The organism is Deltaproteobacteria bacterium, from assembly GCA_019308905.1.
Classification (GTDB): Bacteria; Desulfobacterota; BSN033; order WVXP01; family WVXP01; genus JAFDHF01.
In genome coordinates this window covers 1-15,382 of the sequence record JAFDHF010000081.1, presented here as the reverse complement: position 1 = coordinate 15,382, position 15,382 = coordinate 1, and the positions used below count along the sequence as shown (strand labels likewise).

Sequence of the window (15,382 nt, the reverse complement as noted above, 5' to 3'; positions counted from 1 at the left end):
TTTTGACCATTCTTCCATTCTCCTCAAGATGCCGGCTAATCGGCTATGGGGATGTACCCCATCCTTTCGACGATCCTCTGCCCCTCTTTGCCCACGATGAATCCGATCAGGCGGACCGCCTCATTCCCAGGCGGTCCGAGGGTGACAAGTGTAGGTGTTCTGCTCAGCAGGTAGCTCCCCTTCCTGATGTTTTCCCTGGTGGGAAGAACCCCATTGATACTGACGAGGTGACACTCCTTAGGAATGGCTCCGACAGAGACGTAGGCTATGGCGCCTCGAATCTTGGACAGTAGAAAGAGCATCTCTTCCTGTCTCTTGACCAGGGGGAAAAAGGGGGGATGAAAGGTGGAGAATATGGGCGAAAAGATGACCCCCTTCCCTCTTTTCTCGACGTGCAAGTCTGCAGGGGCAAACGCCGCTCCCCCCATGATCCTCTCCTGGAAGAGCTGTCTCGTTCCGGAGAATCCGTCCCGGATCAATACGACGACCCGGGTCCCGTCCTTCCACGAGGCCTTCTCTCCTGTGAAGATCTCCCTCAATTCCCCTTTTGTGAGGTTTCTTACCGGGTTGGCCGGGTGGACCACGACGGCCACCGCGTCACGGCAGTATGGGACCCCCACGAGACCGCTGCTTTTCTCCTTCCGGGAAAGCTGTCTGGAAATAAAGGCGATTTCTGCCTTCCCTTGCATCAGTTGGTGAAGTCCCTCCAGCGAACCCGGGCCCCTGAGATCCACGGAGATCCCCGTCTTGGCACCAAAGGCGATGACGAGGTTTGCCATGAGTTCCAGGTTCGAATCCGATCCAACCACTCGCAGGCCGGCCCATCCCCAGGACCCATGCACGAGCAGGGACAACAAAAAGACCAGAAAAAAAGACGACTTCCTTGACATGTGGTTCCTTTACACCCTTCTCACCTTGCTTCTCGCCCACGCCGAAACGACCTCAGAAACAACCACGAGCGCTATGATGGACATGAGAATTGCCGCAACCCGCGTGGTCTGCACTTGCTGGACCGTCCTTCTCAGATACCAGCCCATACCGCCTGCACCAAAGAATCCAACAACCGTGGCTGCACGAAAGGCCGCATCCCAAGTATAAATGGAGATGCCGGTCCAGGCCACTCTGACCTGGGGCAAGACGGCATAGATGAACTCCTGGATCCGGTTCGCACCGGTCGCCCTGATCGCCTCGACCTGGCCCCTGTTGATGGCCTCGATCTCCTCGGAAAAGAGTTTCCCCGCAAACCCCAGTGAAAACAACGTGAGTGCCATCACGCCGGGAAGCATACCAAAGCCGAGAATCGTCACGAACAGGATGGCCCAGATCATTTCATGGACGGACCGGGAAAGCATGATAGCGAATCTGCCGAGGGGGTAGAGAAACCGCCTGCTTGGGGTCATATTGAATGAGGCAAACCAGGAGATGGGAATTGAAAGGACAATCCCAAAAAGCGCCCCCAGGTAGGCCATCTTGACCGTCTCCAAGACGTATTCGAGATAGTCTTTTTCCAAGACATATGAGATTTCAGGCGGATAGTATCGATGGCTGAAGAGGTCCAAAAGCCTCCCAAACATGGTTGTAAAGCGGCCCAGATGGACATTGAGATAGTCCACTGAGTACCCTATAAAGACCACGATCAGGAGATAGATGCCGAACCGGATGAGAGATTGGGGGTACTTGAAGCGGCTCCAGGTTCTCTGAGGGCCACCTCCGCTCATTATCTGGGTGCTTTCCAAGGTGAACACCTCTCGGCTTTTTCCCGGTGCGAGTCGACAGGGTCAGATGATGGCTTTCCGGGCATAGTAGGAGCATACCTCCCCGAATCCGATGAGACAGAGAATGGCGATGATCACGGTCGTGACCCCTTGATAGTTGTACATGACCAACTGCCTGTGAAAGGTGAGGCCCAGGCCTCCCGCCCCAACAAGCCCCATGATCGTCGCCCTTCTTATGTTTATGTCCCATTGAAAGATGGCGTTACCAATGAAGACCGGGAGAATCTGGGGAACAATCCCGTAAAGGACCACCTGAAACCAATTGCCACCTACCGCCTTTATTGCCTCCACCGGCCCTGGATCGATGTCCTCGATCGCCTCGGCGGTGAGTTTCGATATAAACCCGATGGAACGCATGCCCACGGCTATGATTCCCGGAAAGGCCCCGAGTCCGACGGCCGAAACGAATATCAATCCCCAAACGATCTCATGAACAGATCGGGACAGGGTCATGATCGCCCGTCCGATAGGGTATGTGACGGGGAGAAAGGGCGATATATTGTGGGCTGCAAACCATGAGACAGGAATGGCGAGAACGATGGCCAGCATGGTCCCGAGAGCGGCAATCATGAAGGTCTCAATCGTCGGCTTCACAAGCTGACCGAACAGCGAGAAGTCCGGCGGGACGAACCGCTTCACACCTTGGCTGATCGATTTCAAACCGCCGATTCGATCCCAGTCCGTATCCTCTATGATGGTACTCTGAATACTCCAGAGGACAAGAAACACCAGGCCGACATAAACCATGTACCGGATCGCCTTCCGCCGCGTCCTGATTGCAATGATGCTCTCTGTCTTTTGCTGGATTGTCGCCTCAACCATGACCCAGACCCCGCACGGCTGCCATCGGTCTCAGAGGACCTCCATGGCGTAAATCCTTTCGAGAGTGCCCTTATCGACCTGGTCGGTAGGCCCCTCGAATTTTTTCTCCCCGTCCTGCAGTCCAATGACCCTGTTGGAAAACTCCAGTGCCAGCTGGACGTCATGGATGTTGCAAAGGACCGGTATCCCAGCTTCCCTGGACACCTCCTTGATCATTCCCATCACCTCGTGGGAGATCTTCGGATCGAGGCTCGAGGTGGGTTCGTCCACCAGGAGGAGCCTCGGGTCCTGGATCAGGGCTCGCGCGATTCCAACCCGCTGCCGCTGGCCGCCGCTGAGTTCGTCTGCCCTCTTGTCGACAAAATCTCCCAGCCCGACCCGGTCCAACAACTGCAGGGCCCTCTGAATATCGGCTTTGGGATACATCCTGAGTATGCTCCTGACCGTACCAACATACCCAAGCCTGCCGGACAGAACGTTATCAATGACAGACATTCTCTCCACCAGGTTGAACTCTTGAAAAATCATCCCCATGTTGCGGCGGGCTCTTCTCAACTCCGCCTGGCTCATCTTCGTGATATTGGCCCCATTGAGGATCACCTCTCCAGCGGTCGGCTCCACCAGCCGGTTGATGCAGCGGATGAGGGTCGATTTGCCCGCACCACTGGGTCCGATGATGGCGAAAAAATCGTTGTGCTCGACGCTGAAGCTGACGTTCTTGAGGACTTGCGGCCCGGAACGCCCGTACCGGGCACAAAGGTTTCTGACTTCCAGAGTTGCCACGTTTTTCTCTCTCGTAAGCCTGGTTGCTGCATCCACAGGCCGTTCATCCGTGCAGCACGAGGAGATTGGCAAAGGAAGGCCTTGTGGCCCACCTTCGCCTGATCCCTTCGGCTGTCTATTTCTTTTTCATCTCCTCTTTCGCCTTTTTGAGTTCTCGGATGATGTCGTAGTCCGCATCGGTCATTGGGACCATTTTACCGGACTTTACATTATCCAGCCACTTCTTGGCCTTCGGGACCGTGTGGATCGTAAGGAAGGTATCCTCGATCTTTTTCCTCAGATCAGGGCAGAGAGACATCCTGTAGACAAAAGGATCCTGAGGAACCGTGGGAGACCACCAGAGGTAGTTGAAATCCTCCTGTTTTACCATACCCCGATCAATCACGTTGTCGAACCGATGGGTGGCCACAAAGGCACAGTCGACCTTGCCTTCATAGACGGCCATGGTGGAGAGATCGTGCTCCCCCGTATAGACGATCTTTTTGAAGTACTTCTCCAGAGGCATGCCGATCTTCTTGGTGAAAACCACTCTAGGGATAAGGTTACCCGATGTGCTGCCCGGATCGGTAAGAGCGAGGACCGAGCCCTTCAGGGACTCGATTGTGGTGAATCCTGTCCCCTTCTTCGTGATGAGAACCGATTTGTATCCCGGACCTTCCTCCTGGATATGTCCCGGCCTCTTGGCATACGTGGAGAAGACTACAATATCAGGATCCTTTGAATGGGCGATAACATAGGAGTACGGCCCGAGGACAGCCACATCGACCCATTTGCCCAGCAAAGCCTCAACCACACTGGCATAGGAGGTGGGCATGTAGAACTCGACCTTCTTTCCCGTCGTTTTCTCCAAGTACTTGATCACCGGCTGATAGAGGGTCAACTCCTGGATCGTCTCCTCGGTGGGAATGATTGAAAAGGTGAGAACGTCGGGATTTTCGCACTGTGCGGCGGAAACCCGGCCGGCAAGCGAGAAGACAAGGAGAACACTCAGACAGACTAACAAGGCAGTGAACGTAACTCTTCGATTTTTCATTTCATCCTCCTTCTTTCTGCAATATTCTGAATCTCCTGTACGATATGGATGGACTCACCCCCTTTCTCTTGCCTGTGTTCTTCCTTTTTTTCATCTTATAGCAAGGGCTGAAGGATGAGTCAAATTAATTGTTTTTATATCTTCCATTAATTTTTCGTAATGCACCCTCTTGCTTTGAGTGCCACAGGGCAGGCGGTCCCTGTTCTTTGAGAAAGGGAGTGGAACAGCATATGGTACGAAATCCACACGGATTCCGGAGACACTTCCCATCCGGTCAGCGCGTCAGGCCGATGAGGACCACGCCCATTGCTATGAAGGCCGCCCCCACCGTCTTCTGAAGGCCCTGCTTCTCATTTAGCTGAAGGACCCCGAGAAGCACAGAGAAGAGGATGCTGGCCTCGCGGGCTGCGACCACGTAGCTCACCTTGGCGATCTGAAAGGCAAAGAGAATCATCAAGTAGGAAGCCATGATAAGTATGCTTACCAGAAGGATCGTCACCTTGTTGGTCTGCCATTCTATTGCCACCTGCCTGCGATGCCCCAGAAGAACGAAGGGAGAAAGCATCAGCCAGCTGATCAAAAACATGAGATAGATATAGACCGGTGGATGAACCAGATTCACGCCCACCTTATCGACAATGGAATAAGCCGAAATCGTGCCGCCCGTCGACAGGGCCCACAGAGAGACCTCTCCGCGAATCGCTCTTAGAGGCTCGGCAAAGGAGGCCTTTGAGAAAGAACGGAGATGAATTATATAGATTCCGGCGACAACCGTAAGGATGCCGAGACCACCCAGGGCACTGAGCTCTTCGCCGATCAGGAGGGGGGCGGAGAGGGATACAAAAAGCGGTGCCGATCCCCTGGCGAGGGGATAGACCAGCGAGAGGTCTCCCCTTTCGTAGGCCCCCCCGAGAAAGAAGAAATAGAGGAAGTGGAGACCCCCTGTTGCGGCAACAAAGACCCAGCCTGTCCTGGGAATGGATATCCTCGACCAGTAATAGAGCAGCATAGGCACGTACAGAACCAGGGAGGAGAGGAGAAACCACCAGATAAAGACGATCTTCTTGCCGCTCCTCTTGGCCAGGTAGTTCCAGCAGGAATGAAAAAAGGCCGAGACGAGCACAATCCCGAGAGCATAGCCGGTCATGTTGTCAACTCTCCCAGATCGATTTCATGGGGCAGACAGGCCCGCACCTCTTTTTCTCATCCAGGGGATGACCGCCAAGGAGATCCTCAGAGCCACCGGGCCTCCCCCTCTCCCGCAGCCTCAATGTTATCACCGATAGCCCATGTTGGGCAGGGCAATTCTCTCTCTGTCTGTGATAGCCGGGCGGGGCTTTCTGATTCCTGGAGATGACCGTGCTCTCCACCCCCCTCTGGCAGCCAACCTGAGCCAGTGGGGGGTGGATCTTCCAGAGAATCGAGTAGCCCCGGTTCTCGGGCCCTCCGGGCTCCTTTGACCCAGGTCAAGGAAATCCACATCCCTCTGGTGTTATACTTGGATTGTTCGGTTCAGGCCATGGAATACATCCATGCGGGAGGAACCGCTTTGAAGCTGGGCAAGAAGGAAGAAAGGGATATCCGGACCCTCATCCGCTTTGTCCACATCTTCTGCAAGGAGAACCATAAGGAACGGGACAGAAGGCCCTTTTCCCTCCCTTTTGAAGAGGCGGCTCCCCTCGTGGACAGGGGGATCTCTCTTTGTGAGTCCTGCTCAGAGCTTCTCACTTACGGTATAGGGAAACGCCTCCGGTGCCCCCACGACCCGAAGCCCATGTGCAAGAAGTGCGAAACCCAGTGCTACAGCCGCAAGTACAGGGAAGCGGTCCGGGAGGTCATGAGATTCTCCGGTCCCTACCTGATCAAGAGGGGGAGGCTCGATCTCCTGTATCACTATCTGGTCTAGAAATCTCGAATCGTTCAGGCCGTTCGATTCGTTCAACACACAAAACCCCTTCAAGATCATAGTGTGATCTGAAGGCGGGGTTTTCCGGCGCCCGCCTCGACCTCGAGGGATACCCCACCGCTTCCTGGATGTCGCTCCGGAACAAGAGCTTTCCCAAAACAGGGGTGCTCCTCCGGGGACAGAGGGACTGCTACAACAAAATTCCCGAGGAGATCTTCTCCAGCCCCTCTCGGTCGAGGATGACTATCTTCTGGCCCTCCACCCGGATGATCCCCCCTGCGCGGAGCTTTCTGAACACCCGGGAGAGGGTCTCACTCACCGTTCCGAGTCTGGAGGCGAGCTGGGTCTTGCTGACTTCCAGTTCGAAGACGATCCCATCTTCCTCCTTGCGGCCCGATCGGATGGAGACGTCGAGGAGGTATTTGGAAACCCTGGCAGAGACGTCCTTCAAGGAGAGTTCCTCGACAAGGTCGACAAACCTCCTCAGCCACAAGGAAAGCCCCCCGATCATGTTCAGACAGAGTTGAGGATTCTCTCGGACAAGACCGAGAAAGTCTTCTTTAGGGAAATACAGCACCTGGGTCTTGGTGAGGGATTCTGCAAAGGCAGGGTATGTGGAGCCTGCAAAGAGGGCAGCCTCTGCAAAGGCCTCCGGGGGAAGAATAATATGGAGGATCTGCTCCCTCCCGTCGGCCGAGAGCTTGTAGACCTTGATCTGACCGGAAAGGTTGACGAAAAAACCCGTCGCCTTCTGGCCTTCGGCGAATATGAGCTGCCCCTTCTGGAACTCCTTCCTTATGCCTGCGGATTCGACCTGGCCGAGTTCCCGATCGTTCAGGCCGGAAAAGAGCGGTGACTTCTTCAGAATTTCTCTTGATTTCATCATTGCCCCCCCTATTCCAGGTGGGGAGACCCACAGACTCGTATCTCCCAGTACGGTCGCCACTCAAGAAAAACCGGTCGCCCTCTCCGAACGAACTCTCCCCCCCTTCCGGGCCTCCTCCGACTCGGCCTTCTGAACCCGGTCCGGCGGCCTCGGACATAGGGATTCGCACCTTCGGGGACGCTCCCTTCGGCAAGACGGGTGCGTCCAACAACTCTGTAGCCCTCGCTCCACGGCTATTTCTTGGTGACGGCCACTGTATTAGGATAACACAGGTGGTACGAAAAGGGGGTGAGGGCCCCTCTGTTGGCAGCTGTTTTGCACGGAGAAGTTCAGCAGGAGACCGAACCAACGAATCTTCAAAAAAACAAGGACATGCAAACCGATGAATCCACATGGCAATACGGCTATCCTCGTTGTCGATGACGAAGCCGTCGTCCGGGACATGATCCATCAGTTTCTGAAGGCCCGTGGATACAGGGTCTTCCTGGCCGAGAGCGGGAAAGAAGCAGTGGCCGTCATGGTCGACAAACCCATAGAAATCGTTATCACGGACCTGGTCATGCCCGGAATGAACGGTCTGGAACTTCTAGCTACGATAAAAGAGACCAGTCCTGGGGTGGAAGTCATCCTGATGACAGCATATTCGGACCTTGACTCGGCCATCCAGGCATTACGCCTCAGGGCTTATGACTATCTCCTCAAACCCCTCGATCTCGAACGTCTGGGCCATCTCATCGAACGGGCCCTGGAAAAACAGTCTCTCCAGCGGGAGAACTCTATCCTGAGGCGGAGACTCGACAGTCAACGCGGGTTCAGCGGCTTTGTGGGGACCAGCCCCCAGGTGAAAGGGATCCTTGGGATCATTGAACGGGTGGCTGAGAACGATTCGACCGTTCTCATCCAGGGGGAGAGCGGAACCGGAAAGGAGCTTGTTGCCAGGTTAATTCACTCCAGTGGCCCCAAGAGAAGCAAACCCTTTGTCCCCATCAACTGTTCGGCCGTTGTCCCGGACCTCCTGGAAAGCGAGCTTTTCGGGCATGTGAAAGGAGCGTTCAGTGGAGCCATAAGGGACAACCTGGGACTGTTCAGGGCCGCCGAAGGAGGTACGATCTTCCTGGACGAGATAGCCGAGGTACCTCCGGCGGTCCAGGCGAAACTCCTCCGGACCCTCCAGGAGCGATCCGTGCGGCCCGTGGGAGGATCCAGGGAGGTCTCCATCGACGTCAGGGTCATTGCCGCTACAAACAGGAGACTCGATGAGGCAATCAAAAAGGGTGATCTGCGAAAGGATCTCTTCTATCGGCTGAACGTCATATCGATAATGATTCCTCCCCTCCGCAAGCGACGGGAGGACATCCCCCTTCTGATTCATCACTTCCTGAAGAAATTCGCCTGCGAATTCTCCAGCCACGAGAAAAAGATCTCATCCGAGGCCATGGATGCTCTTCTCTCTTACGATTACCCTGGGAACGTGCGAGAGCTCGAGAACGCCATTGAACGCGCTTACGCCATAGACAAAGGGCGATGGATAAGGCTTCGCGATCTGCCTCATGAAATCCAGGCCGCCAGGAAGACGCGAACTCTTCGAGATCCCTTTTCCACCCTTGAAGAAACCGAAAAGCGGATGATCCGGGAGGCCCTCAACCGGGCCGGGGGAAACAGGCGTGAGGCGACGCGCATGTTGGGGATCGGCCGCTCCACCCTTTACCGGAAGCTCAACAGATACGGTCTCGCCTGACCTGTCCCAGATCGGGACCGGTCCCAAAAGGGGGCACAGCTCGTAATCATTTAATATTATTGATGGTTTTGAACTGAAGTGTCTCATTACGGCACACTCCGCACCAGGCTCACCCCATCACACGATCCTCTTCAGGCAAGCTAAAGGGCAAGTATCCTATTGAGATGTAAAGAAAATCTTGCACACAGTACCCGTGCAGGCTGCGCTGGCACGGGTTTTGGTCTTTCTGGCCTGGTGATTCAAGTAGCCGAGTCGTTTGAGGAGTGAGGGGAGTGAACCCATAACTCCTTTTGGTGGATTCGGAACCAGCAGAACTCCAGAGGATGGAGCAGACGCTCATTTCAAACAAGTGGCACACGGTGGCAGTGGATTCCGGCCGGGCCGCTTTGGAACTGACGGTCGGCCCCTTTGTGAAAGCCGCCGTAATCAGCACAGACCTGGCCGACATGAAGGGATATGAGCTGATTCCCAGACTTAGGCAGGCGTTTCCCGGAATCGAGTTCGTCATGACTACCTCGGACTATTCTGAGCAAACAGAAAGAGACGCTAGAAAGGCGGGAATTCTCAGCTACCTTGCCAAGCCTCTGGACTATCGGCTCCTCCGGCGTGTGGTTGACAAGGCCATGGGGAGATCGACCTAAATACAGACACCCGTTTGGGCAGACCCGGGGAATCAACAAGAGGTCAGGGATTATGAAAACAAAGACGAAGACAAGGATTCTGATTGTGGATGATGAAGAACCTGTTCGGCAGCTGATCGGGCAGATACTGGAGGGCAGTGATCATGCCTGCACACTGGCCGCAAACAGCGCTGAGGCCCGCGAGCGCCTCATAGAGCAGGATTTTGAGCTGATCCTTTGCGATATTGTGATGCCAGGGGAATCAGGGCTCGAATTGGTTCGCCACGTGCTGAACGAATATCCGGAAACAGCCGCCATTATCGTATCCATGATGGACGACTTGAATCTCGTCGATTCTGCCTTGAGAATCGGGGTCTATGGATACGTGGTCAAACCTTTCAAGACCGCCCAGATCCTGATCAGCGTGGCCAATGCCCTGCGGAGGCGCGAGCTGGAAATCGAAAGCCGCTCTTTCAAGGAAGGCTTAAGGCGGCTGGTCAGAAAGCGCACGGCTGCACTGCGGGAAAGCGAGGAGAAGTTCAAAACCATAAGCGCTTCGGCATACGATGCGATCGTTATGATGGACACTGAGGGAAACGTTTCCTACTGGAACGGGGCGGCTGAGAGGATATTCGGTTATCCCAGGAAAGAGGCTCTGGGCAAAGAGCTGCACCGGTTGATAGTACCCGAAAAGTACCGCGCTCCCTACGAAGAGAATTTCGGTGAGTTTCAGAAAACCGGACGAGGGTCCGCTGTGGGGAAAACACTTGAACTTTCGGCTCTCAGAAAGGACGGAACAGTATTCCCCGTCGAGCTTTCTCTTTCGTCGGTAAAGATAAAAGGGAGGTGGAACGCCATAGGCATAGTGAGGGACATCACCGAGCGCAAGCAGGCAGAGGAGGCCCTCAAAGGGAGCGAGAAGAAGTTTAGAACCCTGTTTGAAGCAAGCCCTGACGGGATACTCATAGCGGACATAGAAACGAAGAAGTTCAAATACGCAAATCCGGCCATATGTAGAATGCTAGGGTACAGCAAAGAAGAACTGGAAAGAATGGGGGTAATGGATATTTACCCAAAAGACATCTTGGACCGTGTTATCTCCGAGTTTGAGGCTCAGGTAAAAGCAGAAAAGACACTGGTGCAGAATATTCCATGTCTGAGAAAAGACGGCAAGACAATATATGCCGACGTTTGCACGGTCAGTGTCTTATTGGAGGAGAGAAAATGTAACGTGGGTTTTTTCAGGGACGTGACAGACCGCAAACTCCTGGAGAGCCAGCTTGCCCAGGCGCAGAAGCTGCAGTCCATCGGGCAGTTGGCCGCAGGCATAGCCCACGAAATCAATACTCCCACCCAATATGTGGGCGATAACACCCGTTTTCTTCGGGATGCTTTCGGCGATTTGAAGGTACTCCTGGAAAAATACGACAGGTTACTCGAAGCGGCAAAGAGCAGTGGACTGGCGGAGGATCTCCTCCGAGAGGTAGAGGCCACTGTGGAGAATGTTGATTTGATGTATCTCAAAGATGAGATCCCCAAAGCCATCGAGCAGACCCTGGAAGGGGTGGAGCGGGTTTCGAAAATCGTCCGGGCCATGAAGGAGTTTTCCCACCCAGGGCCAGAAGAAAAGACCCCCATCGATATAGGCAAAGCCATAGAGAGCACGATCACTGTTGCCCGAAACGAGTGGAAATATGTGGCAGAGATGGTGATGGACTTTGATCCGGCCCTTCCCCTCGTACCCTGTCTCCCGGGAGAGTTCAACCAGGTGATCCTCAACATGATCATAAATGCGGCCCATTCGATTGGCGACGTTGTCGGAGACGGTTCCGAGGAGAAGGGGAGGATCACGGTCAGCACTCGCCGGGATGGAGACTGGGCCGAGATCCGCATCAGTGACACGGGGACAGGTATTCCGGAAGAGTTCAGATCCCGGGTGTTTGACCCTTTTTTTACTACCAAGGAAGTGGGCAGGGGAACGGGTCAGGGGTTGGCCATCGCCCACTCGGTCATAGCGGAAAAACTCGGCGGATCGATCACCTTTGAGACGGAACCCGGTAAAGGTACGACCTTCTTGGTTCGGCTTCCCATCGGGAAAGAAACCACATCAACGGAAAAGGCTGGAAGGCATAGAGGGGATCACTCTCCTTACCCGTGGCAAACCGAGAACCCGTCAGGGGCTCCGCGGAGCATATGAGATGAAAAGACGAATCCTCTTTGTAGACGACGAGCCCAGAGTCCTCCAGGGGCTCCAGAGGATGCTGCGAAGTATGCGCCATGAATGGCAGATGGCGTTTGCAGGGGGCGGAAAGGAGGCCTTGGAAGTTCTCAGCAGAGAACCATTCGATGTTGTGGTGTCGGACATGCGGATGCCGGCTATGGACGGAGCAGAGCTTTTGGCTGAAGTGAGGAGACGCCACCCAGAAATCGTGCGTATTGTTCTGTCAGGGCATTCTGAAAAGGAGCTGATCCTCAAGTCTGTGCTGCCCGCTCACCAGTATCTTTCCAAACCCTGTGATCCAGAGGTACTGAAGTCCGCCGTAGGCCGAGCCAGCGCGCTCCGGGATCTGTTGAGGGGCGACCGTCTCAAGCAAGTGGTTTCTCAAATGGATTCACTGCCGAGTCTGCCTTCTCTATACGCAGAGATAGTGGAAGCTTTGCACTCCCCGGACACATCGATCCAGGAGGTGGGGGAAATCATATCCAAAGACGTAGGTATGACCGCCAAGATCCTTCAGCTGGTCAACTCCGCCTTTTTTGGGCTTTGCCAGCACGTGTCAAGCCCTGTCCAGGCGGCGACCCTCTTGGGGCTGGAGACCATGAAAGCCCTAGTCCTTTCGGTTCAGATCTTCTCGGAGTTCGATCGGTCAGCCCTTTCAGGCCCTTCCCTTGAAAGTCTCCGGGAGCACAGTATCATGACCGGGGTGATTGCAAAGGCCATTGCCAGAGAAGAACAGCCAGGCGAGGCTGCGGTTGACGATGCTTTCATGGCGGGTATGCTCCATGACACGGGGAAACTCGTGCTCGCGGCCAAATTCCCACAAGAATACAGACAGACCACGGCTAGGGCACAAGAGAAAGGCATCCCGATCCATAGAGCTGAACTCGAAATATTCGGAACGACACACTCCGAGGTGGGCGCCTACCTGATGGGTCTCTGGGGGCTCCCGGATTCCATCGTTGAGGCCCTGGCCTTCCACCACGAGCCGCACAGATGCCCTGAAGTCGGGTTCAGCCCCTTGACGGCCGTTCATACCGGCAATGTCCTTGATCATGAACGCTCTTTGGCCGGAACCGGTGAGCCCCTGTCAAGAATCGATTCTGATTATCTGAAAGATGGTGGGATGATTGAACGACTTCCGGTATGGCGGACGGCCGGCCTCGAGGCAGCGGAAAAGGGAGAGAATGATGACGGATAAGATTCTTTTTGTAGATGACGACTCCAGTATATTGGCGGCGTACGAGCGCCAATTGAGGAAGAAGTTCCTTGTGCAGACAGCACTCGGTGCTCAGCAGGGGCTGGCGGCCGTCAGTAATCGAGGGCCGTACGCGGTGATAGTATCTGACCTGCGCATGCCCGGCATGGACGGCATTCAATTCCTCTCTCATGCCAGGCAGGTCGCTCCTGACAGTGTGCGCATGATCCTTACAGGGTACGCAGATATACGGAACGCCATCGAGGCTGTGAACGAGGGGAATGTCTTTCGCTTCCTGACCAAACCTTGCGACCCGAATACCCTGGCAAAGGCACTCGCCGCGGGAATCGAACAGTATCGACTGGTCACGGCTGAACGGGAACTGCTCGAGAAGACCCTTCGCGGCAGCATCAGGGTTCTTACCGAGATACTCGGATTGCTCAATCCCGAGGCTTTCGGCCGGGCCCAGCGAATCACCCGTTACGCAAAAGAGATTGCCCTGGAGATGGGGATCTCCAAGGTATGGCAGCTGGAAACCGCTGCCATGCTCTCGCAGATCGGGTGGATCATCCTGCCCGAAGACCTTCTGAAAAAGATATACAAGGGGCAAGCACTCACGAAGGAAGAAACAAGGCTCTTCAACACACACCCATCCATTGCATCGGATTTGCTTGCCCACATTCCACGCATGCAGGGGGTTGCCAAGATCATCGCTTATCAGGAAAAGCGTTTTGATGGCTCCGGCCTACCCAGAGATGCCCGGAGGGGTAAAGACATCCCTCTGGGATCGAGGATTCTTAAGGTCGTTCTCGATTTTGATGCTCTGGAGGCTTCCGGAACCCAAGGGACTAAGGCCCTGGCAGTACTCAAAGAGAGATCAGGTTGGTACGATCCCGGTATCCTGGCCGCGCTGGAGGCGGTCCTTGAGCTTGACCAGGCAAAGTACGAGCTCAGAGATGTATCCGTACGGGAGCTGGGTGAAAACATGATTCTGGCCGAGCATGTGCGGACCGCTAATGGCCTGCTCTTGGTCACCAAGGGCAATCAGATCAGCCGACCCATGCTCCAACGGTTGAGGAACTTTGCCAGCACCTCGGGAATCAAGGAACCAATCCGCGTACTAATTCCACTCACAGGAAGAATACACACCCATCACCTGGAAGACCGACCCGAAGGAGGAATACGATATGACACGGAAGGTCCTCTTCGTAGATGACGAACCCCATGTCACAGAAGGGCTGAAACGGGCTCTCCGCAGGGAACCTTACGAGATCTTGAGTGCAAAATCTGCTCACCACGCAATGGAGATCCTGGCTCGTCAGCCTGTTGATGTGGTTGTCTCAGACGAGAAGATGCCCGGCATGTCAGGATCTCAGTTTCTCACCATCGTCTCCCAGAGGTATCCTGATACGGTCCGGATCATCCTTACCGGACACGCGAGCCTGGAGACGGCTATTCGCGCCATCAACGAGGGCAAGATCTATCGCTTCTTGACAAAGCCCTGCAATGAGGTCGATCTTGCCGTAACTATCCGGCAGGCACTCCAACTGAAGGACCTTATGGCAAAGAGCCGGAGGGTGCTGGAAAAGGCCAGGTATCAGTCCGCAGTCCTGAGGGAGCTGGAAGAAAAACATCCAGGAATTGCACGGGTGAAGAGAACCTCCAGCGATGCAATCATCATGGGCGAAGAGACAGACAGCGACCTCGACAGGCTGATGGAAGAGATCAAGAAATCACTGAGACCAAAAGCGGGATGAAAAAACCCGGGCTTACCCGTCCAGCACTTCCCTTACCTTCTGTGCCAGTGCTGTGGGTGAAAAGGGTTTCTGAATAAAGGCGGCATCCGGCTCCAGCACGCCACGGTGAAAAACGACATTGTCCGTATAACCCGAGAAAAAAAGCACTCTCACTTGAGGGTTTTCGGCCTTTAGCCGTTCTTCGAGCTCCTTGCCGCTCATCCGAGGCATCACAATGTCGGTGAGAAGAAGATCAATCCCTTCCACGCCCTTTTCCTGGGCCACCTGCAGGGCCTCCTCTCCCGTGGCACATTCAAGAACAGTATAGCCCCACGTGCGGAGCATACGGGTAGCCATGTCCCGCACCAGGGGTTCATCCTCAACGAGAAGGACCGTCTCGGTTCCCCTTGGCACGAGCCCCGAATCAGCTCTCTTTGGCAGGGCCTCGGCCTCCCCTTCGACCCGGGGAAGATAGATCTTGAACGTCGTGCCCTTGTCCGGTTCGCTGTAAACCCAGATGTTTCCCCCGCTATGTTTGACAATGCCGTAGCATGTGGCAAGGCCAAGGCCGGCCCCCTTGCCCATCTCCTTTGTGGTGAAAAAGGGCTCAAAGACATGTGCCTTGACTTCCTCGGTCATCCCCGAACCAGTGTCAGTCACAGCAAGC

General features: G+C 54.9%; 15 protein-coding genes. 7 read left to right on the top strand and 8 right to left on the bottom strand.

What is annotated here, in order from left to right; translation table 11 throughout:
• Positions 1 to 35: 35 nt before the first annotated feature.
• From JRJ26_18525 to JRJ26_18500, 6 genes are all read right to left on the bottom strand, one after another.
• On the bottom strand, positions 36 to 890 hold the full coding sequence (locus tag JRJ26_18525; protein ID MBW2059490.1) for a substrate-binding domain-containing protein: 855 nt from the start codon (positions 888 to 890) through the stop codon (positions 36 to 38).
• A gap of 9 nt (positions 891 to 899) precedes the next feature.
• Positions 900 to 1,718, bottom strand: a complete 819-nt coding sequence (phnE, locus tag JRJ26_18520; protein ID MBW2059489.1) for a phosphonate ABC transporter, permease protein PhnE — start codon at positions 1,716 to 1,718, stop codon at positions 900 to 902.
• 60 nt (positions 1,719 to 1,778) lie between these two features.
• A complete protein-coding gene (gene phnE, locus JRJ26_18515; GenBank protein MBW2059488.1) occupies positions 1,779 to 2,597 on the bottom strand; it encodes a phosphonate ABC transporter, permease protein PhnE in 819 nt (272 codons plus the stop codon).
• A gap of 30 nt (positions 2,598 to 2,627) precedes the next feature.
• On the bottom strand, positions 2,628 to 3,371 hold the full coding sequence (phnC, locus tag JRJ26_18510; GenBank protein MBW2059487.1) for a phosphonate ABC transporter ATP-binding protein: 744 nt from the start codon (positions 3,369 to 3,371) through the stop codon (positions 2,628 to 2,630).
• Between the two features lie 124 nt (positions 3,372 to 3,495).
• Positions 3,496 to 4,413 (bottom strand): phosphate/phosphite/phosphonate ABC transporter substrate-binding protein, encoded by a 918-nt coding sequence (locus JRJ26_18505; protein ID MBW2059486.1) that lies wholly within the window; start codon positions 4,411 to 4,413, stop codon positions 3,496 to 3,498.
• Between the two features lie 274 nt (positions 4,414 to 4,687).
• The gene (locus JRJ26_18500) at positions 4,688 to 5,560 is read right to left on the bottom strand and encodes an EamA family transporter (GenBank protein MBW2059485.1); all 873 of its coding nucleotides are present in this window, start codon (positions 5,558 to 5,560) and stop codon (positions 4,688 to 4,690) included.
• A 372-nt stretch (positions 5,561 to 5,932) separates the two neighbouring features.
• Between JRJ26_18500 and JRJ26_18495 the strand changes: the two genes are divergently transcribed.
• Positions 5,933 to 6,319, top strand: coding sequence for a nitrous oxide-stimulated promoter family protein (locus tag JRJ26_18495; GenBank protein MBW2059484.1), 387 nt, complete (start codon positions 5,933 to 5,935; stop codon positions 6,317 to 6,319).
• A 190-nt stretch (positions 6,320 to 6,509) separates the two neighbouring features.
• Here the strand turns inward: JRJ26_18495 and JRJ26_18490 are convergent, their stop codons facing one another.
• Positions 6,510 to 7,205, bottom strand: coding sequence for a Crp/Fnr family transcriptional regulator (locus tag JRJ26_18490; protein ID MBW2059483.1), 696 nt, complete (start codon positions 7,203 to 7,205; stop codon positions 6,510 to 6,512).
• 382 nt (positions 7,206 to 7,587) lie between these two features.
• On the opposite strand from JRJ26_18490, the gene JRJ26_18485 reads away from it, so the two are divergent.
• The 6 genes from JRJ26_18485 (at position 7,588) to JRJ26_18460 (ending at position 14,736) form a co-directional block, all read left to right on the top strand.
• Positions 7,588 to 8,943, top strand: coding sequence for a sigma-54-dependent Fis family transcriptional regulator (locus JRJ26_18485; protein ID MBW2059482.1), 1,356 nt, complete (start codon positions 7,588 to 7,590; stop codon positions 8,941 to 8,943).
• Positions 8,944 to 9,266: 323 nt separating this feature from the next.
• Positions 9,267 to 9,584, top strand: coding sequence for a response regulator (locus tag JRJ26_18480; GenBank protein MBW2059481.1), 318 nt, complete (start codon positions 9,267 to 9,269; stop codon positions 9,582 to 9,584).
• A gap of 52 nt (positions 9,585 to 9,636) precedes the next feature.
• Entirely contained in the window at positions 9,637 to 11,760 is a 2,124-nt protein-coding gene (locus JRJ26_18475) for a PAS domain S-box protein (GenBank protein MBW2059480.1), read from the top strand.
• A gap of 1 nt (position 11,761) precedes the next feature.
• Positions 11,762 to 12,982: an HDOD domain-containing protein gene (locus JRJ26_18470; GenBank protein MBW2059479.1), complete on the top strand. Its 1,221-nt coding sequence runs from the start codon at positions 11,762 to 11,764 to the stop codon at positions 12,980 to 12,982.
• Positions 12,969 to 14,195 carry a response regulator gene (locus JRJ26_18465; GenBank protein MBW2059478.1) on the top strand — a complete coding sequence of 409 codons (1,227 nt, stop codon included), beginning with the start codon at positions 12,969 to 12,971 and terminating at the stop codon, positions 14,193 to 14,195. Before JRJ26_18470 ends, JRJ26_18465 begins: the two co-directional genes overlap by 14 nt.
• Positions 14,167 to 14,736 carry a response regulator gene (locus JRJ26_18460; GenBank protein ID MBW2059477.1) on the top strand — a complete coding sequence of 190 codons (570 nt, stop codon included), beginning with the start codon at positions 14,167 to 14,169 and terminating at the stop codon, positions 14,734 to 14,736. Before JRJ26_18465 ends, JRJ26_18460 begins: the two co-directional genes overlap by 29 nt.
• A 12-nt stretch (positions 14,737 to 14,748) precedes the next feature.
• Here the strand turns inward: JRJ26_18460 and JRJ26_18455 are convergent.
• Positions 14,749 to 15,382: response regulator (locus JRJ26_18455; protein ID MBW2059476.1), on the bottom strand; the 634-nt coding region annotated here is incomplete at its 5' end.

Bases quoted from the DNA above. Each gene is read 5' to 3' on its own strand.
- JRJ26_18525 (MBW2059490.1), bottom strand. From the start codon at position 890: ATGTCAAGGAAGTCGTCTTTTTTTCTGGTCTTTTTGTTGTCCCTGCTC.
- phnE (MBW2059489.1), bottom strand. From the start codon at position 1,718: ATGAGCGGAGGTGGCCCTCAGAGAACCTGGAGCCGCTTCAAGTACCCC.
- phnE (MBW2059488.1), bottom strand. From the start codon at position 2,597: ATGGTTGAGGCGACAATCCAGCAAAAGACAGAGAGCATCATTGCAATC.
- JRJ26_18505 (MBW2059486.1), bottom strand. From the start codon at position 4,413: ATGAAAAATCGAAGAGTTACGTTCACTGCCTTGTTAGTCTGTCTGAGT.
- JRJ26_18500 (MBW2059485.1), bottom strand. From the start codon at position 5,560: ATGACCGGCTATGCTCTCGGGATTGTGCTCGTCTCGGCCTTTTTTCAT.
- JRJ26_18495 (MBW2059484.1), top strand. From the start codon at position 5,933: ATGGAATACATCCATGCGGGAGGAACCGCTTTGAAGCTGGGCAAGAAG.
- JRJ26_18490 (MBW2059483.1), bottom strand. From the start codon at position 7,205: ATGATGAAATCAAGAGAAATTCTGAAGAAGTCACCGCTCTTTTCCGGC.
- JRJ26_18485 (MBW2059482.1), top strand. From the start codon at position 7,588: ATGAATCCACATGGCAATACGGCTATCCTCGTTGTCGATGACGAAGCC.
- JRJ26_18480 (MBW2059481.1), top strand. From the start codon at position 9,267: ATGGAGCAGACGCTCATTTCAAACAAGTGGCACACGGTGGCAGTGGAT.
- JRJ26_18475 (MBW2059480.1), top strand. From the start codon at position 9,637: ATGAAAACAAAGACGAAGACAAGGATTCTGATTGTGGATGATGAAGAA.
- JRJ26_18470 (MBW2059479.1), top strand. From the start codon at position 11,762: ATGAAAAGACGAATCCTCTTTGTAGACGACGAGCCCAGAGTCCTCCAG.
- JRJ26_18465 (MBW2059478.1), top strand. From the start codon at position 12,969: ATGATGACGGATAAGATTCTTTTTGTAGATGACGACTCCAGTATATTG.
- JRJ26_18460 (MBW2059477.1), top strand. From the start codon at position 14,167: ATGACACGGAAGGTCCTCTTCGTAGATGACGAACCCCATGTCACAGAA.